This is a genomic window from Treponema ruminis, assembly GCF_014201975.1.
Lineage (GTDB): Bacteria > Spirochaetota > Spirochaetia > Treponematales > Treponemataceae > Treponema_D > Treponema_D ruminis.
Genome location: NZ_JACHFQ010000003.1, coordinates 327,104 through 352,981, shown reverse-complemented (window position 1 = coordinate 352,981; position 25,878 = coordinate 327,104). Strand labels below are relative to the sequence as shown.

At 43.7% G+C, this 25,878-nt stretch carries 14 protein-coding genes; 8 read left to right on the top strand and 6 right to left on the bottom strand.

The window, feature by feature from the left end:
- Positions 1-32: 32 nt before the first annotated feature.
- Both HNP76_RS05925 and HNP76_RS05920 read left to right on the top strand, forming a co-directional pair.
- Positions 33-1,214, top strand: coding sequence for a lipoprotein TP_1001-related protein (locus tag HNP76_RS05925; protein ID WP_184658461.1), 1,182 nt, complete (start codon positions 33-35; stop codon positions 1,212-1,214).
- A gap of 36 nt (positions 1,215-1,250) precedes the next feature.
- Positions 1,251-3,542, top strand: a complete 2,292-nt coding sequence (locus HNP76_RS05920) for a peptidase U32 family protein (RefSeq protein WP_184658459.1) — start codon at positions 1,251-1,253, stop codon at positions 3,540-3,542.
- Positions 3,543-3,618: 76 nt separating this feature from the next.
- Here HNP76_RS05920 and HNP76_RS05915 read toward each other — a convergent pair whose 3' ends face one another.
- Both HNP76_RS05915 and HNP76_RS05910 read right to left on the bottom strand, forming a co-directional pair.
- Positions 3,619-4,080 (bottom strand): single-stranded DNA-binding protein, encoded by a 462-nt coding sequence (locus tag HNP76_RS05915; RefSeq protein WP_184658457.1) that lies wholly within the window; start codon positions 4,078-4,080, stop codon positions 3,619-3,621.
- Positions 4,081-4,313: 233 nt separating this feature from the next.
- Positions 4,314-6,251 carry a hypothetical protein gene (locus HNP76_RS05910; protein WP_184658455.1) on the bottom strand — a complete coding sequence of 646 codons (1,938 nt, stop codon included), beginning with the start codon at positions 6,249-6,251 and terminating at the stop codon, positions 4,314-4,316.
- Positions 6,252-6,340: 89 nt separating this feature from the next.
- Here HNP76_RS05910 and hisC point away from each other — a divergent pair, with 89 nt between their 5' ends.
- The 3 genes from hisC (at position 6,341) to HNP76_RS05895 (ending at position 14,994) form a co-directional block, all read left to right on the top strand.
- Positions 6,341-7,510, top strand: a complete 1,170-nt coding sequence (hisC, locus tag HNP76_RS05905) for a histidinol-phosphate transaminase (RefSeq protein WP_184658453.1) — start codon at positions 6,341-6,343, stop codon at positions 7,508-7,510.
- 23 nt (positions 7,511-7,533) lie between these two features.
- Complete coding sequence (locus tag HNP76_RS05900) at positions 7,534-8,229, top strand: metallophosphoesterase family protein (protein WP_184658451.1); 696 nt, start codon at positions 7,534-7,536, stop codon at positions 8,227-8,229.
- A gap of 117 nt (positions 8,230-8,346) precedes the next feature.
- Positions 8,347-14,994 (top strand): Ig-like domain-containing protein, encoded by a 6,648-nt coding sequence (locus tag HNP76_RS05895; protein ID WP_184658449.1) that lies wholly within the window; start codon positions 8,347-8,349, stop codon positions 14,992-14,994.
- Between the two features lie 216 nt (positions 14,995-15,210).
- On the opposite strand, the gene HNP76_RS05890 is transcribed toward HNP76_RS05895, so the two are convergent.
- On the bottom strand, positions 15,211-16,194 hold the full coding sequence (locus tag HNP76_RS05890; protein WP_184658447.1) for an RpnC/YadD family protein: 984 nt from the start codon (positions 16,192-16,194) through the stop codon (positions 15,211-15,213).
- Between the two features lie 407 nt (positions 16,195-16,601).
- Between HNP76_RS05890 and HNP76_RS05885 the strand changes: the two genes are divergently transcribed.
- Positions 16,602-16,991: a hypothetical protein gene (locus HNP76_RS05885; protein ID WP_184658445.1), complete on the top strand. Its 390-nt coding sequence runs from the start codon at positions 16,602-16,604 to the stop codon at positions 16,989-16,991.
- Positions 16,992-17,027: 36 nt separating this feature from the next.
- The gene (locus tag HNP76_RS05880) at positions 17,028-19,085 is read left to right on the top strand and encodes a hypothetical protein (RefSeq protein WP_184658443.1); all 2,058 of its coding nucleotides are present in this window, start codon (positions 17,028-17,030) and stop codon (positions 19,083-19,085) included.
- A gap of 97 nt (positions 19,086-19,182) precedes the next feature.
- Here the strand turns inward: HNP76_RS05880 and HNP76_RS05875 are convergent, their stop codons facing one another.
- The 3 genes from HNP76_RS05875 to HNP76_RS05865 form a co-directional block, all read right to left on the bottom strand.
- Positions 19,183-20,847 (bottom strand): WD40 repeat domain-containing protein, encoded by a 1,665-nt coding sequence (locus HNP76_RS05875; protein ID WP_184658441.1) that lies wholly within the window; start codon positions 20,845-20,847, stop codon positions 19,183-19,185.
- 77 nt (positions 20,848-20,924) lie between these two features.
- Entirely contained in the window at positions 20,925-21,890 is a 966-nt protein-coding gene (locus HNP76_RS05870; protein WP_184658440.1) for a formylglycine-generating enzyme family protein, read from the bottom strand.
- Positions 21,891-21,984: 94 nt separating this feature from the next.
- Complete coding sequence (locus HNP76_RS05865) at positions 21,985-22,971, bottom strand: magnesium transporter CorA family protein (protein ID WP_184658438.1); 987 nt, start codon at positions 22,969-22,971, stop codon at positions 21,985-21,987.
- 104 nt (positions 22,972-23,075) lie between these two features.
- On the opposite strand from HNP76_RS05865, the gene HNP76_RS05860 reads away from it, so the two are divergent.
- Positions 23,076-25,877: an ankyrin repeat domain-containing protein gene (locus tag HNP76_RS05860; RefSeq protein ID WP_221301060.1), complete on the top strand. Its 2,802-nt coding sequence runs from the start codon at positions 23,076-23,078 to the stop codon at positions 25,875-25,877.
- The last annotated feature ends 1 nt before the right edge of the window (position 25,878 follow it).

Below are 25,878 nucleotides of genomic sequence, written 5' to 3'. Positions count from 1 at the left end.
GCAATTAATATGTAGATGAAAGGAGGTAAAATATGAAAAAAAATTTCATCAACCAGTTTTTTGGTCTTGTTTTAATTTGTGCCGGAATCATTATTGCAGTCCTTGCTTTTGTGGCTCCTGTGTCATGCCGCCTGACGGAAGAGGGAATTGAAATCCTGCCCGCCGATACGACCGCTCCGGAAGTAGAAGACTTTTCTGTCACCGGAAGCAGAACTCTTTCCTTAGCCTGTTCCGAGAAAATTGTCCTCGACAAAATCTTCATCCATGAGCTTTCTGATGAAAGTTCTTTTGAGGACTCCCTTTTCCCTGGCTCTGACGAAGACAATGCTTTTGCCGTAGCCAATGTGATTTCCTACAGTGAGGACGGTAAAAGCGCTGAGGTGGAAGTTTCCGAGGATATGACTGTCGGCAAGTCCTATGTCTTTTCCGGGGTTGTTTATGACATTACGGGAAACAGCCTTGAATTCAGCCAGAAATTCCTGGGCTACAATGCAAATCCTGCCCGCCTTATCTTCAACGAAATCCGCACGACCTACAACAAGTCAAAATCAGCAGTCGAATTTATCGAATTCTATGTCTTAAAGTCCGGCAATTTGTTCGGTCTTGAATATGTCAGCAGCGCTAACGGTGAGGCAAAAAAATATTCTTTCCCGGCAATTGACGTAAAGAGGGGAGAATACATCACCCTGCACGGAAAAGTCCTCGAAGGCATGGAAGAAGATGCGGTGGACGAGCTTGACGATACTCTTTCCCTTTCAAAAGCCTTTGAAAGCTGTGATGAAGCCCGGGATTTATGGAGAAGGGGAGATGAAAAAATTGTCTCTAATACGGATGTTCTTATCCTCAGGGATTATCTTTCAAAAGAAATAAAAGACGCCGTTCTTTTAAGCCAGTCGGGCAAAAAAGCCTGGCCCAAAAAGGCAATGACCGAATATGCGGAAAAAGCCTTTTCCCTCGGAATATGGCCTGAAGGTTCCCTGCCTGAAAATGCAGTCTCCACGGATTCAATGACTTCTTCGATTTTCCGTTCAATTTCGCGCCAGAACGTTAAGAAAATTGCAGAAAGCTATTCCGATGAGGCATCTCTTCCCAAATATATCGCAAGTTACGCCTCTGACTGGATTGTCACCGACAAGCTTACCGAGAACAAGGTGACGGTTTCCGGTGCTACTCCAGGCTACGAGAACAGCTCGAATCCATATGGAGGAAAGTAGCTAGCAATTTGCCTTAAAGTGTGCTAATATAAAAGAATGTCTGAATTATTAGCACCTGCCGGCAATATCGAGGCACTTGATGCCGCTATCGGCGAAGGTGCGGACGCAGTTTATCTTGGTCTCAAAAGCTTTAATGCGCGTCTCCGCACCTCAAATTTTGCATGGAATCAGTTTGAAGCGGCTGTTTCTTCACTTCACCGCCAGAACAAAAAAATCTATGTCACAGTAAACACTGTAAGCGAAGAGCGTGATTTGGAGCGTCTCTATCGTTTCCTTTCTTATCTCAACAAAATCGGTCCTGACGGCCTTATCGTTCAGGACTTGGGCGTTATCCGCATGTGCCAGGAGTTTTTCCCGAATTTGGAGCTTCATGGTTCAACTCAGATGAACGTCGAGAGCGCAGCCGGAGTCAATCTCTTGAGCAAGGCTGGCCTCAAGCGGGTTGTCGTTGCACGCGAGCTTGGCCTGGAAGAAATCAAATACATCAAGTCTCACACAAATGCAGAGCTTGAAATTTTCGTACACGGCGCATTGTGCGTAAGTGAGTCGGGCCTCTGTCTCTTCTCAAGTTTCCTTGGTGGAAAGAGTGCCAACCGTGGCATGTGTACACAGGCCTGCCGTCGTTTTTATACTGTAGATTCTGAGAGCGATGGCGAAAAGCAGGGATATTATTTTTCTCCTTGTGACTTGCAGCTCATTGAACAGATCCCTGATTTAATGCAGCTTGGTGTAGAGTCTTTCAAAATCGAAGGCCGCATGAAGAGTGCAGAATACGTTGGTTCGGTCGTAGCGGCTTACCGTTACCTCATGGACAACTGGGAAAAGGACAAAAAAGGTTCTCTTGCAACTGCCAAGCGAATGCTTTCAACTGATTTTGCCCGTGCCAAAACATCTTACTGGTACAACTTCAAGACAAATGAAGAGGGCGTAGAAAAGGCCGGAAGCCTCATCCTCAATCCTGATCAGGCCGGCGGAACCGGAATTTACCTCGGAAAAATCTCTTTGTTCGAGCAGGCCAGCGACCAAGCCAAAGAAAAGGCCCGCGAAGCTGCAGGCCCGGACGCAAATCCTGAAGATTACAAGATTACAATGGTTCACCTTTCCGGCGGAAGCTATGACCCGGAAGTCGGAGACTCAATCCGCCTGCACCGCCAGGACGATTCTGGCCGCGTAAGCCACAAGGTCCGCACGGTCACAACAGACGAAAAGGGCCGCCGCTTTATTGATGTTCCTCTTGGCTTCAAGCGCGGTGATTCCGTTTATCTTTTGCAGACTAAGGCTATGTCCAAGCGCTATCCGAGGGTTCTTCCTTCTGACATAGGCAAGTACCGCCAGCAGCCGGGAGCCGAAGTCCTTCCAGTCTTGGATTTGACGCCTGTCGCCAAAAACGAGCTTTCTTATTTCCCTGAGGGCCTCTACATTCAGGTTTCTACGGTTTCCGATTTGTTCCAGGCAATCTCAAAGAATCCTGTCCGCGTGATTGTCGAGTTCAACTCAGAAACAAGATTTGATTTGCTCGAAAAAAAAACAAAGCTTCCTATTTCGAAAAAGCAGATAATCATTTCCCTTGACCCATATTGCCCGGCCTCAAAAGAAGAGCAGCTCGCTTCTGATTTGAACGCTCTTATCGAAGACGGCTACTCAACTTTCGTAGTAAACAATATCGGTCACATTTCCATGCTCCGCGGTAAAAAGGTCAACATGATTGGCGGACCTTACCTTTACACCTTCAACCGCTGGGCTGCATCTTGGTTTGAAAATCAGAATATCGGGGCCTTTATCACGCCTCTCGAAAATTCATGGGACAACCTCAAGATGACCTGGGAAGAAAATGTCCGCAGCAGGGTTCTTGTTACCGTTTATGCATATCCGGCTCTCTTCCGCATGCGTTTCCGCCTGCCAGAAAGCTACGACTTCCTTTACTTCAAGGACAAGGAAGAAACTCTTTTCAAAGTCAGCTCAACTGTTGACGGCTCTGTCGTCATGCCGGAAGCTCCATTCTCAATTGCCGACAAGGTTGACATGCTTAACAGCGACGGCTTCAAGCGAATTCTTCTTGACTTCTCCCGAACAAAGGTTACTCGTCAGGAACTCAAGATGATTTCTACCTCGATGATAAAAAAACAGCCGGTTCCTGAGTCATCGCGCTTCAACTGGAAGAACGGATTCTACAGCCTTGAAAAGATGGAAATCTACAAGGCCATGAACGAAAAAGCCGAAGCCGAAAAGCAGGCCGGAATCAGCCGCTCTCCTTCAAGGGGCAGGGGCCGGGCCGATGACCAGCGAAAAGGCGGTAAAGGCGGCCGCTCTAAAAAGTGGCATAAATAGCAAAGGCTAAAACAAGCACGGGCAGAGGAGTCTTTTATCTTGCTGTCGCGTGCTTATTTTTTAGCCCTTGATTTTTCTAAAAGACTGCTTCACCTCCATCTCCATCCAGGAATTCATTTTCGCCAGAATCAGACTGGGATTCAGCCATTACTCCTTTTGCCGCAAGTTCTGCTGCATTTTTAGCATCTTCGGCGTTTTCTTCAATTTTTGCCGGCTGAAAATCAATATGTTCTGCGACAATGAAAACTTTTGATAAGCTTTTTCCTTCCGGGGTTTTCCATCGCTCCTGTTTGAGACGTCCAACTACGCGAAGCCCGCGGCCTTTCGTTGCCATTCTTGCAATTCGGCTGCTGAAATTTTCGCCCCAGGCTTCTACGTCGAAAAAAGCGACCTCCGTCTGGAATTCACCATTCATGTCCTTGTAGCTGCGGTTTGTTGCGATTGGAACGGTGCAGACCCGAGTTCCCTTTGGAGTTGCCTTTACATGACAGTCACGGACAACCCTTCCTTCGATCAAGATTTGATTCATCTGGTTCATAATTTTTCTCCAAAATAAAAGATGTGCACAAGTCAGAGCCGGCCGAACTCCTTCTCATGCTGAACAAGAGATTTGCTTCTCTCTTTGTACACATATTTATTTCCAAAAAAAATCGATTTTCGGCAATGCAAATGATAAAAAGGCAGTAAGTTACAAAAGAAAGTCAGAATAGTTATAAAAAATTGGGGCAGAAAGACAAAAAAAATCCCGCCAAAAAAGCGGGATGTCTTCACTTACATCGGAATGTTTTTTACAAGCTTGACCATGTAGAGCTTTATGTACATCAAAAGCGCGTCATGCTCGCCGATTTTCTGAAGGCTTGGAGCCGTCATCAGGCTTTCGGCAAGGCTCTGGATTCGCTTGGTTGTAAATCCGTCAGTCTTCATCGTGCGCAAAGTCTTTCGGATGTAGTCGCGGATCAAAGAATTTACGTCCTCGGTAAGGTTGTTGTGAACGTCTTTGCCCAGGCGCTTGTTCCAGATGTGCTCGTAAGAATCAAGCTCGCGGTCAAGGGTTGAAGATGCAGGAACATAAGCCTGTTCTGCAGAACGAGCCGCATCGCGCAAAGCAACTTTTTTGCTGATGGTTGCGTTCTGTGCCAGCATAGCTGTTTCTTCGTCTTCCTTGCGCTTTGCAGATTCACTTTCGCGGTAAAGCTCTGCCTTTGTCTTTCGGGTTTTGTTGCGGTTTTTCTTTGGCGGCCTGAGCAGCATCTTTGCAATCCATGAGATGATTGGCAGGGAATACCAGAATGGAAGCATGATTTTTGCATCATTCAAAAGTTCCTGCCGGCTCATGAGAAGAATGTCGCTGTATGGCAAAAGCTGGCCGTTTACAAAAAGGCTGACCTTGCTTGTATCGTCACCGCCCGAAGCATCGTAACTGAGAAGGGGAAGGAATGAAGAGTGAAGAAGGGCGCTCAAAATCGGAGACTGGATTCGGATTTCCTTTTCAAGACGGTCTTCGAAAGCTCCCTGATCCTTCATTTCAGGCAAAAAGTCGAACTGCTTGAGAACTTCTGACCAGTGGGTTTTGATTGCATCAAGAACGGAAATGCGGGCATCAGTACAGAGCCTGAGAATCAAATGAAGAACCTTGCTCTTGAAGATGAAATAGCGCTTGTCATCATATGTCTTAAATACAAGGATTTCCGGCAATTCCTGAACCGGTGCTTCCTGAGTCTTTTTGTGGAGGTAGTCCTTGAGCTCTTCCTCTGTGTACTGGCCGAGAAGAGGAACGCCCTTGTTGTCAGTGAATTTTGTGATTTCTTCGAATGTGAAGTAGTAAGGCGGCTTGAGAAGGAGGCCTTCAAGAGTTTTGATGGCACCTTCGCGCTTGGCCTTTTCCTGGGCTTCGTTCTTGAAGTAATTTGCGCCAACCTCAGTGATGTAAACTGCCTGGAGGCATGACAAATCTTCCTGGGTGTAGTCCTTGATTTTTTCGTAATCCTGCTTGATAAAGAAACAGAGCTGGTTCCAGAGGTAGAAACTTTCGGTTGTCTGGCTCAATGTTTCGAGCGAGTGGTCTGGCCTGTCAACGAAAGCATTGAAGAAATTTTTGACAATCATTTCGCGGCCCGGGTTTGAGACCGTGAGTTTTTTAAGGAAGTAGTCATGGTGCTCTTCTTTTTTGAGCATGTTCTGGATTTTGCCGACTGCATCCTCAATCAAAGTGACGACTGAAACGGTTGACGGCAAAAGAATTGAAGGCGCGTTGTGGGGAAGTGAAAGACCGTAGAGCACCTTGTCGTTTAAATCCTGATGCTTCAAAAGGCGGCCGATAAGCTCAGCGGAATTTTCCTGAGTGACGATTCCTTTGGGCGTGCCTTTTGGCAAATCAGCTTCTGAAGGGAAGGGAAGTGACGGGTTTACGGAAATGTCCTTGTAACGCTCCGCAAATCTCTCGATATAATAAGGAATTACAATAATACCTTGTTTTTCGGGATTGGTGTTTGTAAGCATTATGAGCCTTGAGTCCACAAGTTTGTCAAGCTCAGTCTGTAGGGCGGGAACCGGGTCTTCGAGATAGCAGGCGAGTGATGGCTGCTCATCAAGGTGATGCTCAGAGTATCTTTTTAGATATTCACAGAAATCCTTATAATCAACAATTGCACTTTTTTGTCGTGATGCAAAAAACTTTAATAAAACTATAATACTGGTTGTGGTTGCCATATATTTATATTATCAGTAAATTATTATAAAATAAAGAGGAAAAATAAACTGAAAATTTAAAATTTATTTTTCAAAGGAGTCAAAAAATAATGCTTTCATCTAGAATGGAAAATCTGCATCCATATGTTCCTGGCGAGCAGCCAAAGGACAGAGTTTACATAAAGCTCAATGCCAATGAAAATCCTTACCCGCCGTCACCAAAAGTAAGCAAAGCCCTGCGCTCAGCAGTCAAAAATCATCCTGAAAAACTTGCTCTTTATCCTGACCCTGATTCAAACGAGCTTAAAGAAGCCATTGCCGATATGCTCAACAAGACTGGCGGAGTTTTGTGCCGTGCCAATCTCGAAAAAGGCAAGAAAAATGGAAGCGGTGCCACAGTCACTCCTAGTGAATTTGATAAAATTCCTTTCGTCGTTACACCTGAAATGATTTATGCAGGAAACGGCTCTGACGAGGTTTTGAGTTTTGTTTTTTACGCATTTTTTGACTCCGCTAAAAAACTCGTTCTTCCTGAGCATACTTATTCCTTCTATCCGGTTTACGGTGGTTTTTACAACATTCCGCTTGATAAAATCCCCCTCAAAGCCGACTGGACCCTCGATAAGGAAGCCATGCTTGATGCTGCCAAAAAAGAAAATTCCAGCATCATTTTTGCAAATCCGAATGCGCCTACCTCAATCGGTCTTACAAGGGATGAAGTCCGTGCCATGCTCAAGGCCGCTCCAAAAGATCAGGTTTTCGTAGTTGATGAGGCTTATGTCGATTTCGGCGGCGAAAGCTGCATTCCTCTCCTTGCAGAATTTCCGAACCTCGTGATTGTAAGGACTTCCTCAAAAAGTTTGTGCGGTGCTGGCCAGCGATTGGGATATCTCGTTGCAAATAAAGAACTTGTCCAGGCTGTTACAACCGTTAAAAATTCCCTCAATCACTTCCCGATTGATTTCCTTGCCCAGCAGGCAGGTATTGCGGCTTGCCGTGACGCAGGCTATTACGTCAAGGCGGCCCAGGCAGTTGCATTCGAGCGCGATGAGTTCATCGATTTTTTGCGCGAAAAAGGCTGGACTGTTCTCGACAGCCAGACAAATTTCGTATTCTGTAAAAAAGACGGCGTAAACGGTGATGCTGCCTACAAAAAAATCAAAGAAGAAGGAATTTTGGTCCGTCACTTCGCCACTCCTGGCATCGAAGAGTACCTCAGAATCACAATCGGCACTCACGAACAGATGCAGGCCTTGCGCGAAATAATGGAAGATATGTGAAGTTAGCAATTTGGAGGTTAATTATGAAATTTTTGGTTCTTTCTGATATACACGGAGATTTGGATAATCTCGATAAGCTGGATTCCCGCTTTAAGGAAGCTGATGCGGTTCTTTTTGGCGGAGATTTCGCTAAATTTGAGCATGAGGAAACTGGAAAGCCAGTGCTTGAAAAACTTTTGAGCAAGCACGAGAACATTTTTTCTGTTCTTGGAAACTGCGACAATCCGGAGTTCCTTTCTGATATTGAAAATGCCGATGTCTCTGTCGAGGGCGCCCTAGCTTTCCATGAAGGAATTGCAATCTGCGGAAGTGGCGGCGGCACAAAATTCACAGGCACAACTCCTTTCGAGCGTGATGAAGACGAGATTCTTTCTGATTACAATGTAGTCGAAAATTCCAGCGGTGAGTGTGCTGATGAGAACGGCCACTGGTCAAACCTTATCCTGATCATGCACAACCCGCCAAAAGACACTGCCTGTGATGCCCTTCCGAACGGAATCCACGTTGGCAGCGAAAAATTGCGCTCTTATATTGAAAAAAGAACGCCTTTTTTGGTCGTTACAGGCCATATCCACGAGAGCGCGGGCATTGAAAAGCTTTCTAATACAACAGTGATTAACCCGGGCTCGCTCGCCGAAGGAAAATACGGTTGGATCGAAGCCGAAAAGGATTCCGAAGGCAACTGGAGTGTAAAAAAAGCAGAACTTTTAAGCCTTTAATCTTGTTTTTCAAAAATACTGCATTAAAATAGTATTGATAGATATTACATCAATTGTCTATTTTAGTGCAGTTGACGTGATAGTTAAAAAGTTTACCCCAAAAGGAGTTCTCCTCTTATGAAAAAAGTTAATGTAAGCAAAAAAATCTTTCGTAACTTTCCATTTTCATTTTTCCACTTTTTGTATGTAATTACTATACTTTTGTTAGGGGGGGGGCTGCTAGTCTCCTGCAATAACATCCTTGAGGGGGGCGATTTCAAAGAACAGCTTGAAAAAGACATCGCCTACGCAAACGCAAAATCACTCGAAATCATTGTCCAGCCAAGAGAGGGGACTGGTTCTACAATTCCTTCTGGCAAGCAGACTGTCAAGCAGGGCTATCCGCTTGAAATCCGCTTTTCTGAGGCTGGCAGCTACAGTTTTATAAAATGGATTGCCGTTTCTCAGGAAGATGGATCAGAGCTTGAAGGAATTGTCTTTGACGATCCTAAATCTCCAAAAACGAACGTAACAGTCAATATTGACTCTGCTGACGTGCGAATCATTCCAGAGTGTTCCGAACGAATCGTAGTCACCGAAGCAAATCCTGGATATTCCGATGCCGGAGTAAGCCGCGACCGTGCAATTACAGTTACTTTTTCCAAAAAGCCTTCAAAATCAAGTTTCATTTTCAGCGAGAGCGAAATTCCTGCCGATGCAACCAATAAAAAGGCCGTTTTTGATGATGAAAAGAATGAAGTTCCGGGCGAATTCTGGGCTTACACTCTCGGCGGGCAGACTTACCTCAAAAATATTTCAATTACCAATTCCGACGGCATTTCACTTGCCGAGCATTTCTTGCAGCCGGAGCTTGACGGAAACATCCTCACAGTTCCAGTTGACAGATCAAATTCAATCGAAATCGAAAGCGGTTCAAGCCTTACAATTGTCGTCACAATTTCTGATGGCATATGCGATGACAATGGCGTTACTATGAACGGCGAAAAACAGTGGCGATACCGTGCAACAGAGGCGACAGACGAAAAGGCCACGCTCACTCTTTCATGTGAAAATGACGAAGGTTCTGTTTATCTGGCAGGCACCCGCGATTACAACATCAGCCAAAAGATAACACTTTCATTTACAGAAAATGCAGACTATCAGTTCCTGCGCTGGAATTATGACTCTAAAATCGTAAACATTGCCGAACCGGATAAAATCAACACGACGGCGATTGTCGTCGAAAAAACTGACGCTTCAGAAATCAAAGCTGTCTGTGCAAAAAGATTGCGAGTTTCTAGTTTCAGCCCGAAGATTGACGATAAAACACCAAGCGTAAGCAAAAATTCTTCTATTATAATCACATTTGACCATGACTTGCCGACTGATGCCGAAGGTTATGCCCAGCTTTCAAACATTTCGATTGCTGTGGGCGGCTCTCCTGTAAAATCAAGCTTCTTGGAGCCTGTAATAAACGGCAGTTCAGTCACTTTTGCGGCAGACAAAACAAATATGCTCGAGGTTCCGGGCGACCAGACAAAAACGGTTACAGTCTCAGTTCCTGCAGATTTCTTCTATAAAACTGATGACGGCGCAAAGGTCACTTTTGGTGGCAATGGTGAAGTCTTCAATTACAAAATCGACAGCACCACGCTTGAAAAAGCCGAAATCACTTTCGGGGCTGCCAAAGACTCTGGCGTAATCACACCGGCTACTGGCACTTATCATTATTCAATCGGAAGTGAAATCCCGCTCAGTTTTGCCCTTTCAGCCGGCTGGCAGTTCAATGGTTGGAGCGTAAGCGGGGCAGACCAGAACGTTGCCGACAAAATCAAAATTGCTGATGAAAAAGCCCTTTCAACAAAAATCTCTGTTTATGAAGCACTTCAAGGCGTTACTGTAACGGCAAAAACAAGTGAATGTCTTCGTGTCACTGAAACAAGCCCTTCAGAAAAAACAAATCCAAAAGATTCTTCTATTATAATTACATTCAACAAGCCTCTTGCCAAAGAATGTTCAGCACTTTTGGACAAAATTCGAGTCAGCTCAGACGGAAACAGCCTCGACAGCTATTACACAGACCGTTCCATCAGCGAAATTAGCGGAGATAACGGAGATTTTAAGCAAATCACAATCAAGAACACAAGCTATCTTTCTGTTCCTAAAAACAACACAAAAATCATAACAGTCACTGTGCCTTCTGATTTTTACTACAATGACGGGGACACAAAAATCAGCCTCGCCGAATATTCATTCAGCTTTACGATTGACCATACTACAGAGGCAAAGACTGGAATCACATATAAAGTTGTAAATGGTGAAGATGGTTCAAGTCTTTCTGCTGGAACTATAAACCGACCATCTTACGAAGAATACAATATTGGCGAAGAAGTAGAGCTTTCACTTGATTTGTATAGCGGCTACCAGTTCTATGGCTGGGATATTACGGATTCTTATGGCTATTCAGTTACAGACCAAATCAGCTATGTCAATTCAAATTCTTCTTATCTTGCACCAACTCTCAGCATAAATAAGCCAGCTGAAGGCATAACTGTCAGCGCAATCTGCTACAAACGTCCTACGATTAGCACTAGTAGCGTTGCACCGTACAGTTCAAATTCTGCGGAAGAGGTTGCAAAAAACACACCGATTGTCCTCACTTTTGACCATGCGATTTCTGATGAAACAAAAGATGAGATTATCGTAACTTATTCGGCAATCTCAAACTTCAATAAAGACTCTTATTTCTCAACATCAATCAGCACCGACAAAAAAACTGTCACACTCACTCCGATAAAAATGCTTCCTCTTGAACATGCCTACGAAACCGTGACCGTGACAGTTCCATGTCAGAAAGTCTATTATCTTGCTTCGGACGGAAGAACAAAAATCACCCCTGCAGATAAAGATTTCAGCTGGTCATACAGGGTAAACAGTTCGACATTGACCAAAACTGTAGTTCGATTTGCAACTAACGACGCTGCCGTAACTGGAAGACAGATTAATGCCGCCGGAACACTTCTTTCGAGTGGTACAAAGCAAGATATGAACGTAGAGCAGACTGTAAATCTCGAATTCCCTGTAGAAAGTGGATATAAATTTGCGGGCTGGAAGGTTGAATCTGCAACAACTGGCTACACTGTAGAGCCGGCAGGATATGTAACAAGCGGTACAATCACTGTAAAAAATGAAGACAAGTCTTACTTTACCCTTGTAATCGACGGCACAAATCCTGCAAAAGCCGTGATTACATCAAATGATGCAATTGGTAACGGAACGGACGGATATGGAATTACGGTGCTCGCAAAGGATGTTTTGCTGCCTGCAATTACTGAGCATACACCGTCTTCAGAAAATATAAATCCAAAAGACTCAACGATTACAATTACATTCAACAAGAATCTTGCCCCTTCATGTTCTGCGTCATTGGATTTGATAAAAATTACAATGAATGGAAATGATGTCAGCGGTTTCTTTGAAAAGCGTGAGTTGAAAAATAATGTCATCACTATCAAAAATACAAGTCTTCTGGACGTCACAGGAAGTGCAACCAAAAAAATTACGGTGACAGTTCCAGCAGTGTTCTATTATGAGCCAGAAGAAGGATTTAGGGCATATCTTTCTAAAGAAGAATCATTCGAGTACAAAATTGATTCAAGCACAGCGAATAAGACAAAAATCCGCTTCGATTCAAGCGAAAATTCCAAAAAATCACTCAAAGTAAACGAAGCCTCGACAAATGATGGCGGAATACTAGCATACAATAGGGGAGAGACAGTAAAACTTGAGTACGAAGTACCTGCGGGCTATAAATTTGCAGGCTGGAAGACAGTTTCACCTTCAAGTGATTACACAGTCAGCACTTCGGATTATGTAACAAGCGGAACAATCACTGTAAAAAACGGAGAGGACACATATTTAACTCTGAAAGTTGACTCAGATAATCCTGTAAAGGCAGTAGTTGAGACTATTGATGCTATTGAAGATTATGAGACGAGTGGCTATGGAATCAAAGTTCTGGCGAAGGATGTTGAAATGCCGGCTGTTACTTCTGTTACACCAGGGGATGGAATTCAAAAAACTGATGTAGCAATTAAATTGACATTTAATATGGCAATGGATGCTTCAAAACTTGTTTATGACACAGATAAAATTTCTATTACAAATGGCGCTAAGTCAATGAATGAACTTTTTGAAGCTCCTGTATTGAGTGAAAATCGAAAAGAACTGACTATTACACCAAAAGGACTTGCTTTAAAAGAGTATATAGATTCATTAAATGCTGCGGTTATGAATCTTACTGTATCTTTAGGAACAGGTATTACAATTACAAAAGACGGAGTAAGTATTCCGCTTTTACAAAATGAAAAATCAAGTTTTACAGTTTCTTATAAACCGGAAGTAGAACAAACTCCACCAACTAAAATTTCCTTTTTTGCTACAAGAAAAGAGTGTTCAATAGCAGGTGCTTCATCTATAGCTAGTGCTGATAAGTTTGTTTTGAAGCAAGTAAATAATATGACTAAGGCAGAAATTTTCCAGAATCGTACAAAAGGTACAGTATATCTTTACGGAAAGTATTCTGATTTAGACAGTGGTGTAAGCTCTGTAACAGTTACTCAAAGACTAACAAATAATACAACAAGAGGTATACCTGATGTTTCTGAGGAGACTACAACTGTATTTACAAAAACTACTAGTGGTGTTGAATTTAAGAATGAATCTGGAGGTATAACAACTTTCTGTATCCCTTATGAAATAACTGAAGAAGATGGAGCTATTCTTCTTAATGTTAGTGTAGCGGATGCTGTTGGAAATAAGGCAGAACCGACAGAAGTTTTTTCTGCTATAAAGAAAAGCGTTTTTTATATGGGAGAATATAATGGGGGGGACGGTAGTCCTTATAAGCTTTATAACAAATGTCTTGGAATAGATACTTCAGGCAATTATGATGGTGATCACGAATACAGAGTTGATTTTTCTACGTTTAAAAATGGTATAAATGACTTCATATTTAGTTTTGAAGATAGTCAACCTGCAATTTACGGTTCAAATATTTATGATAGTGATGCTGTTTGTCTAGGTTTTGACAATCTTACAATTCAAATGAAATATACTGATAAAAATAATAATCAAAAGATTGGTACCTTCACTGCAAACGGTGTGTCTTATGAACATCATTTAGTTTTAGACATAGATGGCTATTTATATGGAAGAACTATGGAGCTGATTATTACAGACGATATGGGAAATGTTGGAAGAAGAACATACTCATTCCCTGCTGAAACAGACTTCTTGTTTTTATTAGAAAAGCAGATTCCTTATCGGATTAATTATATTAACGTTGAATGTCCATCATCATATGTTGGGGCTGAATTTTCTTGTTGGGCATTTTTTAGATCTGGTGGAAACTATGCAACTGTAAATCAACCTATTTTTAGGGAAGAAATTGATTATTATCCAAATATTGAAATGAGGTATGATAAAACAGGTTGGGATGAAGGTGAAGATAGTTTTAATCTTGGAAAAACAAATACGCTTTCTAAGTCGTTAAAGAGTTTGAAGGAGGCTGCTTTACCAACAGTTACAGTTCCAAGTTCAAATAATTATTCTATTCAAAAAGGTAATTCTGATGAAATAAAAATCACACTAAATATAAATAAAAGTTCATGGAATACTTGTGATAAAATATTTATATTTAATAACGATGGTATAAAAGTTGATAAATCGCAAAATTGTTTGTATTTTACTGAAGGTTCAACAAGTATAACTTTCCCTTATTCTGCTATGAATGCTCATAAAAATGACATGTATTTTAGTATATATGGCGAAAAAAATAATTTACGTTCTTCTGCAACTACAATAAATATTCCAAAGGTTACAGCTACAGCATATGATACAGTAATGCCTACTATTAGGTTTAGATTTGATAATGAAGAGGTTCCTGATACTACAACTACCTCAATGAGGATTGCGAGTGAATATTCAGATTCTGTATATAGAGGTGAAACTTGTAGAATATATATAAAAGATGACTGGTCAGGTCCTAAAAGGGGTACATTTACTTTACCAGACGGTACAACTTATAATTTTAATTCAGCAAATTCTTATACAGTAGAAATTCCTTTCTGGAAATTGTTGAATGAATATAACACATTCAATTGTAGGTATGAAATATATGATAATAACAATAATAAAGCGGAAGGTGTGTGGTCACCTGTGATAGAAGACTGCTTTACTTGTTCTAACACAACACTAACTATTCCTGGTAGTCCACTTAACAGTTCATATTTCTATGTTGGACAAAATTCAGGTTCATGGTCAAAAAATGATAGTTTTATAGCTGATAATAGAAGAACAGAAAATCTTCCTGCTTCTAAATTTATAAAAGTTACAGGTTATCATTCATATGGATATCCAGGTAGTACTTTTAATGGTACAATATTTAAACCTCTTATCCACTACACAGGAAGTGCAAGCTCTGGAAAGTATGATTATATTTTACCAAATACAGAAAACTCAATTTTAATTGCGAGCGATGCCCCTGTATTTGCTCAGACTCTGGTTACAAATCTTCCTTACAGTGAATGCAGTAAGTGGACAGCAAAAGAGTGGGAAGCTTTCCATAAGCATGTAGGTGACAAATACATGGCATTCAGTTCAAGTGATCATAGCCCTCAGAAATACACAATTCCTGTAAGCGAGATTGAATCTGGTGAATGTTATTGTGTAGTTGTTCACTTTGCCGATAACAGTACATCTATGTCCGAGGTAAAGCAGAAGTAGTAATATTACAATAAATTTTCAATAGGAATCATGCCAAAACTTCTTGATGGAGCTGGCATGATTCCTGGAAATGTATCAGTCTTTCGCCAAATCGATAGATTGCCTGTCTTTGGCTAATCATGAGTTATATTTTCCAGATTCCAACCGAAAGTTTTTCCTTCACTTGATTTACCTATCCGTCAATCCTATTCAAAAAATTGACGGATAGATTTTGAGTTAGTTTGTTTCTGTAACCGGCTCGTGCGAAAGTTCTTCTTTAAGAGCAATTACTTGCTCCAGCGGGAGACTTGTACCTTGCGCAATTTGCTCTGGAGAACCAAGATTCATACGAAGAAAGTTCTTCGCATTTGCGATGGCAGTTTCTCGTGCACCGATTTGGATTCCTTCTATGCGACCATCGTTTCGGAGAGTCTCGTCATAAGATTCCTGATCGAACTCTGTATAAATGTCATCCAAAATCTTCATGCGCTTCTCCCGGAAAAATCCTTCCAGAAAGTCTCCTCTGATTGCGAAGTCAACTGCTTCATTAACCGCGCTGTCAAAAGTCATCCCTTGCGAAAGATTCTCCTTTACTTGATTTACAAACTCACAATAATAATACAACGGCTCACAGTTTTTTGAAAGGCTTTCATTGTGATTTTTGTTTATATTTATCACTGTCGCCGTCCATTCAAAATCTGTAGCAAATGTTTTACTGTCATTTGGAGCCTGTTCATCCTTAATGAACGCATCTGAGAGTTTGTATTTGATGATGTCCGCTTGTTTCGTATCGCCGTTATAGAACACAATGAACTGCGGAGCCGGAATCTTAACGAGCACGCTGCCGTAGAGATTTTTCTTGTGCTTGTCGATGTATTGCTGATACAGCTGAGAGAAATACAACAGCCCTCGGAGCGGCATATTTGGATTTACCGTACTCTGATGCTCGTACAAGCACATCTGTGAATGAATCAGGAACGACAAATCATTTTTCATCGAGACGTAAATAACATCCTCAAGCGTGGTGATTTCCAAGTCTTCAATGTTAGTGTGATTCTTCCCGCTGAGCGCATTGTAAAGCGAGAGAAGCCAGCGTTTGCTTCGTTCATCTTTGCCGCCGAAAATCGTGCGGAACAAGGTGTCCCGGTAAGTACGCTTCGGCTCTCGCTTCCGCACCGACCTAAACTGATTTTTCTTTTTGTTACGAATTCTCTTTTTCATGAATTCCTCCAGACAAATAGGATTTGAGAATCTGAAGAAGACACAGTGCGGCCGGTCACAAAGTCTTCTTCAAGTTCCCATACCTATTTATTTCCAAAAAAATTCGATTTTCGGCAATGTAAATGTAAAAAAGTCAGAAAATTACAAAAAAAATCTCCGCCCAGCCGTGGAGCAGTGGCGTTAGCCAGCCACTGGACTGAGCGTAGCGAGGGAAGCGGCCGAGGGTGACCGAGCTGCGGAAGGGCGCAAGGACATGGATTTGCGCCAAAAAAAATACTAGACAAAATGCATATTATCGCTATACTATAGAAAAAAAATATAATATGCATTTAAAAAAATTAAAAAAACTTATCCTTTTTACTCTTGCGGGGGGCTTTTTTGTCTCCTGCAGTCAAACCGTCGATTCAATGACGGAAGATTACAATTCAGTTTTTACTCTTACAAATTCTTCACAAGCTTCACAATCCGAAAATTCTAAAAATCCTTCAATTCACGACGCAGATTTTAATCAGGCGAATATGCTCACAGGTCCTTATACTGTACGCACTTACAGCACTCTTTGCCTCATCGCTCCTTCAGACGCGGAACGATACGAATGGACTGTGCTTCCCCTTCAAGGAAATGGTCTCAGCAAAGATTCTGCTTCTGTGACGATTTGCAAAAATCAGCAGCTTAATCTTTATCTTTCTGAATCTTCACTTCCTGTCTGGACTGAATATGCGCTGACGCTTACGGCTTATGCTGGTGATGGCAGTAAATACACCGACACAGCTACATTGTGGGTTGTGCCGGAATAAATAAAAAATGTATTTAAAAATAATGGAGGTTTTACCATGAAAAAAAGCTGGATAACATGTGTATCCCTGGTCGCAGCTGCTGCAGTCCTGATGTTTGCATCTTGCTCAAACATCTCTGAAGGGGACTCGGCAAGCTACTATTCAAAAAACGGAGCTTCGGCTAAGGCTGAGAAGACTCTCGTTGCAACAGTCAACGGAATTACAAGCATTGAGGCTGTTCAGTCTCAGGTTGCAAGCAGAACTGTTCTTCCTGAGCCTCAGGCAATCGACACCGGTCTTGTTTACGTACTCGAAGGAAAAAGCTCAATTGGTGGAAAGATTGACGCAAAGTCTGTGACCGTAAACGCAGGATCAGAAACTGGTACTGGTACTGTCACAATCAGCTTCCCGGACACATCAATCTGGGAACTTACGCTCACGGCATACAAAGATTCTGCTGTTGCAAGTGCTGCGACTCATGTTCAGGAAAAAGAATATTCTGCTCCGAATACTGCAAATGGTGCTGCTGCCGGAAGCACTGTTAAAAAATATGCCTATAACCCGGTTCTTACTGCTACAACAGAAGTAAGCCTTGTCGCAGGCAGCCCGAAAATTACATTCAACATGAACGTAAAAGGTCTTGAAACTCCCGGAACTGTTGCAATCGGTGCAAATCCAAGCGATGACTCAAAAAAGGCCGGATTCGTTTACACTGGAAAATCAGTTAAAATCACACACTACGAAATCGCTTTGTATGACCGCATTAGTGGTGCCGCAATCCTTAACAAAGCTGAACCATCGGTTGCTGCTACAACAGGTAAAGTTGAGGTAACTCCTACTGCTGGTAATGTAGATTTCAGTGCTGATAGCACATCTCTTGCAAATGTTGCACCCGGCGAGTATGTTCTTGGAGTTGCTTTCTATAATAATTATAACGAAGTTGACTATCAGGTTGGCTTCTGGTCTGATTACGTTGTTGTAGCTCCTGGACAGACGACTACATTCAGTGAGCTCATCACGGGTATTGATGAAAAACCAAAAGCTCCAGAAAACTTTACGGCAGAGCTTGTCGCAAACTCAGAAGTTAACGGAACCTTCCTTGCAAAACTCACATGGGAAGACAAGGCAACAAACGAGAACAACTACGAGATTGACTTGTACGAAGTCAATGATGATGCTGCTAAAACTGCACTCACTGTAGAGACAATTAAGACTGCAGCAAACGCAACTAAACTTGCAACTCTCGGTTTCTCTTCACACTATGATGCTGATACTGTAGAAAGTGACAAAATCGTTGACTTCAAGGACGGCTCACTCTACTATGGTGGCGGTTCTCTCTTCGCTTCAAGTGAGGAAGCTACACTCAAACTTGACACAGGAAAACTTTATGAAGTTGTAATTCGTGCTGTTAAGAGCGCGAACGACAAATCTGATGATGTAGCCCGTACAGCGACAGCTGATTTCACGGCAGCAAACCACATCAACCGCGTACGCATCTCATACATCACAGCACCATACACAATCAAAGTTGGCTCAAAGGAAGGCCAGCAGTACGTAACATATCATACGTTCAAGGGTGATGAGATTGCGCTCCTCGCAGATGCAAAAAATGGTTTCACTCTCTCTTATAAAGGCACTGATGTTCCTGCTGAAAACTTCAAGGGCTGGATTAGCGCGGCGGACGGAGAATCTTCTGTATCAGCTGCTACTTACAAGAACGTAAACGTACTTGCAGACATTGCGGTTGACTTTGCTGCAACTCTTAAAACATATTCTTACAGCACAGATGTAACTTCTGACTTTGTAGCACTCAAATCATTTACGAATTCTGCTGATTCAACAGGAACTGATGTAAATGTTACAGGAAATGTTGCAACTGTAAATGCAAAAGCCAATGAGCGTCTTAGTGTTTCAGCTGTTGATGCTGATTCAGAATATTCAGGTTACGTAATTGCAGTTGACGGATATTTGTACACTCAGGAACAAGCATGTACACTTTACCTCAGTCGTCTTGCAACAGGTACCCATAACATCCTCGTTGCCGGAGAAAAGGCTGATGGTTCGGGTAAAACAACTCTCTACTCATACAGCTTCACGCTCAAAGTAGAACGATAAAAATCTGATATAAAACCAAAAACGCATAAAATGCGGAATAAAAATCCAAAGATTGAGAATTTGAACTTGTTTCGGATATCAATTCTTTGGATTTTTTTTATTTTCCCAAATGAATTACTACTCCGGCACCGGCTTTTACTATAAATCCAAGACTTGAATCAAATTCACTTCCCGCATATATGGTCAGGGCTTTCCATTGGATTCCTGCCAGGGCATCTGCAAGGATGCAGTAGCTTGCTTTACTCGTGCGCCTGTATTTTAATTCGTTGTTGAAGAGCATGTTTCCGCCCAGGCCCAGCCGGCCCTCACAGAAGAAAAGAAGATTGTATTCCTTTATGTAGTGGCCTAAACCTGTCAGGGCATAAAGATGGGCACGGTAGAGCCAGGGATTGTTTAATTCTATTCCCTCGTAGCTTGTTGTATATGGATAATCACTTGCCGGAACTGCAAAAGAAAACTCTGCTCCGGCTCCGTAAAAGAAAGGAAGCTTTTTGTATGACTTCCATGCGGCGGAAAGTCCGAAAGAAGTGTGATAGTAGTCCTCATTTAAAGAGGTGACTAAAAAAGAAAGCTCCAGGGCATTCTTAAGGTTTTGAGTCTCCGCTCCGGCTTTATCTAGCTCCTTCTCTTCTGCCTGACTTTCCTGATTTGAGAAATATCCGTCTGCTTCTTCGCTGGTCTGGCTTAAAGGAATATCGGTTACAGGTTTTGCTTCCTTTTTGCCGGAATTTTTCTGTGAATTGATGAAGTCTTCCGGATTCTGCTGATTTTTTACAGCCTGAGAGTTGTCAGAAATATTCCAGCAGAGTAAAAGCCCCTTTTCAGTGCCCGCAAGCATTTTCTGGGAATTCGGGCTGAAAGCGAGTGAAGTTACCATGTCCTGATCCAAAGGAAGGGTGAAAAAGTGTCGTGTTCTTTTTGACTGAAGGCTGAAAATCTTTATTCCGCCGTTTTTTACCGCATAGGCAATTAATCTTCCGTCTGAACTGAATGAGGCGGTCTTTACAGGAAAATCAGAATCCCTGATTGTAAAAGATTCTCTTCCGTCTATTGAAGTGACTTCAAGGCTCTGGCTGTCAGACTGATAAAAAATGAATTTTCCGTCCCCAGAAATCCGCGGAGGAATTCCTGAATCCTTATAATAGGAAAAAATCCTTTCTCCTGAGCCGTCGTTTATATTTAAAATGTAAGCCTTTCCTTCCTCAGTACCTGCAAGAAGGGTTGAGCCGTCGTAGGATAAGTCAAAGGATGTTACAGGAGAAGCTGTTTTGACAAGCTTTTTTGATATGAACTGATTTGTAAGGCGGAGGGGAAAGTAAAGGGTTGCAACGTTGCCCTCGCCCGGCAAGATGACTGAAGTGTTGTCTCCTGCAAAGACAGCGTCATTCATGGGCTGTAAGTCGCTGCCGACTGCACGGATTGTGCCTGATGAGCCGACAATGTCCCGCATTACAACGATATTATCCTGACCCAGAGAGAGAAGACGGTTTCCGCCCTTGCTGAAGTGAACTTTTTTTACAGGCTTTGTGTGCTCCCGGTAAATTTCTATGATTTCGCCCGACTGGCTGTCCCAAAGGGCAATGCTGTTATTCCAGGCTGAGGCAAAGAATTTGCCGTCCTGACTCCATGCAACAGATGAAACTTCTTCGTCTGATTTTGCAATTATACAGTTTTGATTGATTTTTTCTTGTGAAAAGGAAAGACTTCCTGCCGCAAAAAAGAGGGCAGAAAATCCCAAAAGGCTTAAACGCCGAAAGAACATATTTTTAACTCCGTTTTTAGTATAGCACAAAAAACGGAAAAAATACTATAAATAGTCTTAATAAAAACTAAGTTGTATTATTTTACTGTCCGGGCAAAGCGGAAGCCCAGGTAGTTGTAGCACTCGTTTGGATCGTAGCTGTAGCGGTCGCCTGCGTATATGAAGGGAGTGTATTCGCTCCAGCTGCCACCCCGGCTTACACGCTCGCTGCCGGCTTCAATTCCTGTGGAACGCTCTCCCGGCTCTGTTTCAAGGTATCTTCCGCTCCAGTCCCAGACGAATTCAGTGACGTTGCCGCTCATGTCAAAAAGGCCCATGCCGTTTGGATTGCCGCTGGCTGCCTGTGGAGGGGCTTCCTCGCGGAAGGGAGTGCCTGCCGTGCCGACTTTGTGGGTGCCGTGGGAGTTGAATGATGTCCATGCAACTTCTTCTTCTGGGATTGAGTCGTCTTCCTTGCCGTATTTATCGACCTGACCGGATGCGAGGGAGCCTGACTGCATTCCTGAAACTGTTTTTCGGGCTGCGTATTCCCATTCTGATTCGCTTGGAAGACGGTAGCCGTCTGCCTGCCAGTCGCAGGTGCAGAGGTCGCAGCTTACGGTGTCCGTGGCGTCTTTGAGGACTTTGCCGTTGAGGATGTAGCAGGGAGTGAGGGCGTGGATTTCTGAAAATGCGTTGCACCAGATGATTGCGTCATACCAGGAAATCATTGTGACCGGCTGCTCGCAGTCTTCTGTCGGTTGGGCTCCGCGTTTGCCCCGGCTTCCTTCCTGACCCGGATTGATGAATTTGTAGCCAAGTGCCTCAGCGATTTCGCGGGTTTCGTACCAGAGCTCGTAAGTCGTTTCGTAGCGGTTGATTTCAAAAGGGGTAATCCAGCGCATGGCCGTGTAAGACTGGCTTCCGTCACCGATTACATAAACATCGTACTGGGCAGGCTCTTCTGGCCCAAGTCGGACTGGAGAAAGGGAGTTGAATTCCTGGGCTGCAAGGGAAAATCCCGCCATAAGCAAAATATATGTTACGAATAAAAATCTTTTCATATATAACTCCTTATACCAGGGGGCGTTACGGGGGCTTCCCCCGTAGAGTGGGTAGCGGCCAACGAAGTGGGCGCGAGGGAGAGGCTTCTCCCTTTTATTTTTTACGCTTCTTGTTTTTCTTGACTTTTTTGACAGGCCTGAGGTTCATGAAGATGTATGCAACGGCTCCGGAAATTATACAGAGGCCAGTGATGCAGAAGAAGCCGGCCCATGAATTTGACGTGCTCCATGGAAGGCGGATGTTCATGCCCCAGAAGCTTGTGATGAAGCTCATAATCATGAGGACCAGAGAAATTACCGTGAGTTTTTTCATGGTGACGTTCATGTTGTTGGAGATTACGTTTGCGAAAGCATCCATTACGCCCGTGGTGATTGAACTGTAGGTGTCGGCCATTTCCATAGCCTGTCGGTTATCGATTTCAACGTCGTCGAGCCATTCCTGATCGTCTGAGTCCAGCTTGAGGATGCGCGTGCGGCGGATTTTCTCGAGAAGAAGCTGGTTGGCCTTGAGTGACGTGGTGAAGTAGGTGAGCGACTTTTCGAGGTTGAGAAGCTGGATGAGCTCGGCGTTTTCGATTTGTTCGTGCAGTTCGTTCTGAATCGATGTGACCCGGCGGATGATTTCCTTGAGGTAGCGGAGGAACATGATGTCGCTGCGGGCCAGAATACGGATTAAAAAGGCCGGAAAATCTGAAAGGGAAAGACCCTTGATGCGGTTGGCGCTTAAATCCTTGAGAACCTCGCAGTCAGTCCAGCAGATTGTGATGATTTTGTCGGGAAAAATGACCGCGCCCACTGGTGCCGTTGAGTAACTGACTTCGGCGTTGGGCGTAAAGACCGGAAGACGCATGATGGAAAGAACATAGTCGTCCCAGTTTTCGATTCGGGAAAGCTCGTCCTGGTCCATTACGTCGAGCAAAAGCTCAGGGTCGAGCTTATATTCAGTTTGGAGGAAGGTGATTTCGTCCTGTGAGACTCTGCGCGCGTCAATCCAAAGGCGGCGGTCTGATTCGATTTGAGAAAGCTCTTCCCTGCTGATTTTGACAAACTGATTGTCTTCCTGAATCCAGTAGTTGATCATTTTAAGAATTATACCACAAAATCATTTTACAGTAAATTCTAACAAATGACCATAATTTTTCCGATATTCAAAAAGAAGAACAAGTTTTGTGGGAGAAACTAATCATGAAAAGAATTTTTAAGGAAGCAGCCCTTATTTTTACAGTTTGTATCTTTCTTGCAGGCTGTGCCTCTACGCCTGTAAAGTCTGCCTCAGTCCAGGAACTTATCATGCAGGGACGATATGATGAGGCAAAGGAAATTTTCAAGACAAAAACTGATATTAACGCTGTTGATGAGAACGGAGACTCGGCCCTTCATGTCGCTGCCCGTGTAAATGAGGCTGATTTGGTCAGCTTCCTTATCATCAAGGGAGCGGACACTGAGGTTCGCAATAACGATGGTGACACAGCCCTTCATGTTGCAATCAAAAATGATGCCATTGATGCGGCCAAAGTCCTTGCCATCGTCCACGGTGACATTTTCGCAAAGGATGCCGAGGAAAACACAGCCCTTGAGATTGCCCTTGAAAAAGGCGACGTCTGGTATGAGGCTATGATTACTTCTCAGACCGGCGAGCTCCGTGACATTGACGGAGAATCAATCGTTCATTATTTCGTTAAGACCCGCGATGAAAAGGCAATCAACCGCTGCATCCAGGTGGGCGTTCCCCTTTCAGTCCGCGACAATTACGGCCTTACTCCTCTGGACCTCGCATTTAAAAACGCGGAAAATGCGGCTTCTGTAAGGATTGCGGCAAAACTCCTGCTTGCGGGTGCTACTCCTGTCCGAGGCGATTACGCTTACTTTGAGGACGCCGTCCGAACCCATAACATGATTTTGCGCTTCAATGACGGTCAGACCCCTCTTCATCTTGCCACAATTGACGGCCACACAGGTGTCGTTGACTACATTTTAAATGATAATTCTTCAGTCCGTACTATAGATTTGCTCAAAGCCCAGGACATCAGCGGTGCGACTGCCCTTCATGAGGCTGTCCGCTACGGCCGGGTAGACATTGCAAACCTTTTGCTTAAGCACGGCTCAAACGTCAATTCAATGGATTCAATCGGCAAGACACCGATTCTTTTGATTATTCCGGAAGCTGCCCAGCAGGATATGTACCCCCTTCTTCTCAGATACAAGGCAAACGTAAATCAGAAGGATATGTACGGTGATACAGTCCTCCACGTTGCGACCATGGCAAATGCTCCAGTCAACACTCTTTCCCTTCTTGTCAGCAACGGAGCTGTCGTCAACGAGCGAAACAAGGAAGGCGTAACACCTCTTGCCCTTGCAATTGAGACCCAGCACCCAGAGCAGGTAAAATTCTATGCCCAGAACGGTGCTGACGTTTATGCGGAAGACATGCAGGGAAATACTCCGATTACAAAGGCCCTTGATTCAGAAACCCGCGAAATGCTTGAGACCTTGATTACAAAAACAAACGTAAATTCGACTGACTCAAGCGGAAACACGGCCCTTCATATCGCTGTAAACCGTGACGCTCCTATTGATTATATCCGCTATCTTGTTGAGATTGGCTCTGACGTAAATGCCCGCAACAAGAACGGTGACTCGGCCCTTTTCATCACAGTTCAGAAAAACCGACGTGATGCCGGAGACCTGCTCCTTGAAAAAAATGCCGACATCTTTGCGACAAACACCCAGAACAATTCTCCTCTCCGCCTTGCCTTGACCCGGGGCGGTGACGTTCAGGACTGGCTGATTACTTCAAAAACACTGAATTCAACGGACGGAAGCGGAAATACACCTTTGCACTATGCTTCTGAATGGCACTTGAACGGAGCCATCATTGCCTTGATTCAGAAAGGAGCAAAAGTTGATGCCCAGAACGGAAACGGCGAGAGTGCTGTTTATTCTGCAGTAAAGGGCGGTGATGATTCTCCTGCTACAATCAACGTGCTTGTTGCAAACGGTCTTGTCATTGATTCAAAAGACAAGCTGGGACGTGACAATCTTGGAAACACGCCTCTTCATGCGGCAGTAAAATGGAATGCCTTCAACACGGCAAAAAATCTGATTGCCCTGGGAGTTGACGTTGACGCCCAGAATTTGAGCGGTAAAACTGCCTTGAGTGATGCCTGCCGTTCTGCCAAAAAAGACATGGCTGTTCTTTTGATCCGAAGCGGTGCCGACATCAATGCTACTGACGCAACCGGCCGGACTGTCTTGATGGATGCAATCTCAAGCTCAAATGAGGAACTGGTCCGGCTTCTTTTGCAGTACAAGGCAAATGTTCAGGTTCAGGAAATGAGCGGACGCAACGCCTATCACGAAGCGGCCCTTACAGGCAATATCGGCATCATCAACTTAATCAGAAAATCGGGCGGAAATCCTCTGGCTCGGGACGCAGCCGGAGACACACCTTTCTCACTGGTGCTCAACTCTGACATTTCAGTTATTCAGGCTGTTCTTGGAAGCGACATTACAATCGCTGACTCAGACGGAAACACTCCGATTCACATTGCAGTTCACAAGCATGCTGACAGGAAGACTTTGACCCAGCTTTTGAACATGGGCTATCCTGCAAGCCAGAGAAACGGAAAGGGCCTGACCGCTTTGAACGAGGCCGTTGCCGCAAACGAAAAATCTCAGGCTCTGGTTCTTCTTGAATACGGCGCTGACCCATACATTTCTACGACAACTGGCGAAAATGCCCTTACTACTGTATTCACCACAAAAAATACGGATTTGCTGGACGCCATCGTAAAATACAATGCGACTAAGACTGACAGGCAGGGAGACGGAATCCTCCACTATGCCTCAAGAACGGCTGACCGTGCGACAGTCGAGCATCTGGTCGCCCTCAAGCTGGACAAAAACGTCCGCAATATCTCAGGCGAAACCCCGGCTCAAATGGCCGCAAGATGGGGCAGGGCTGATATTGCGGAATTACTGAAATAAA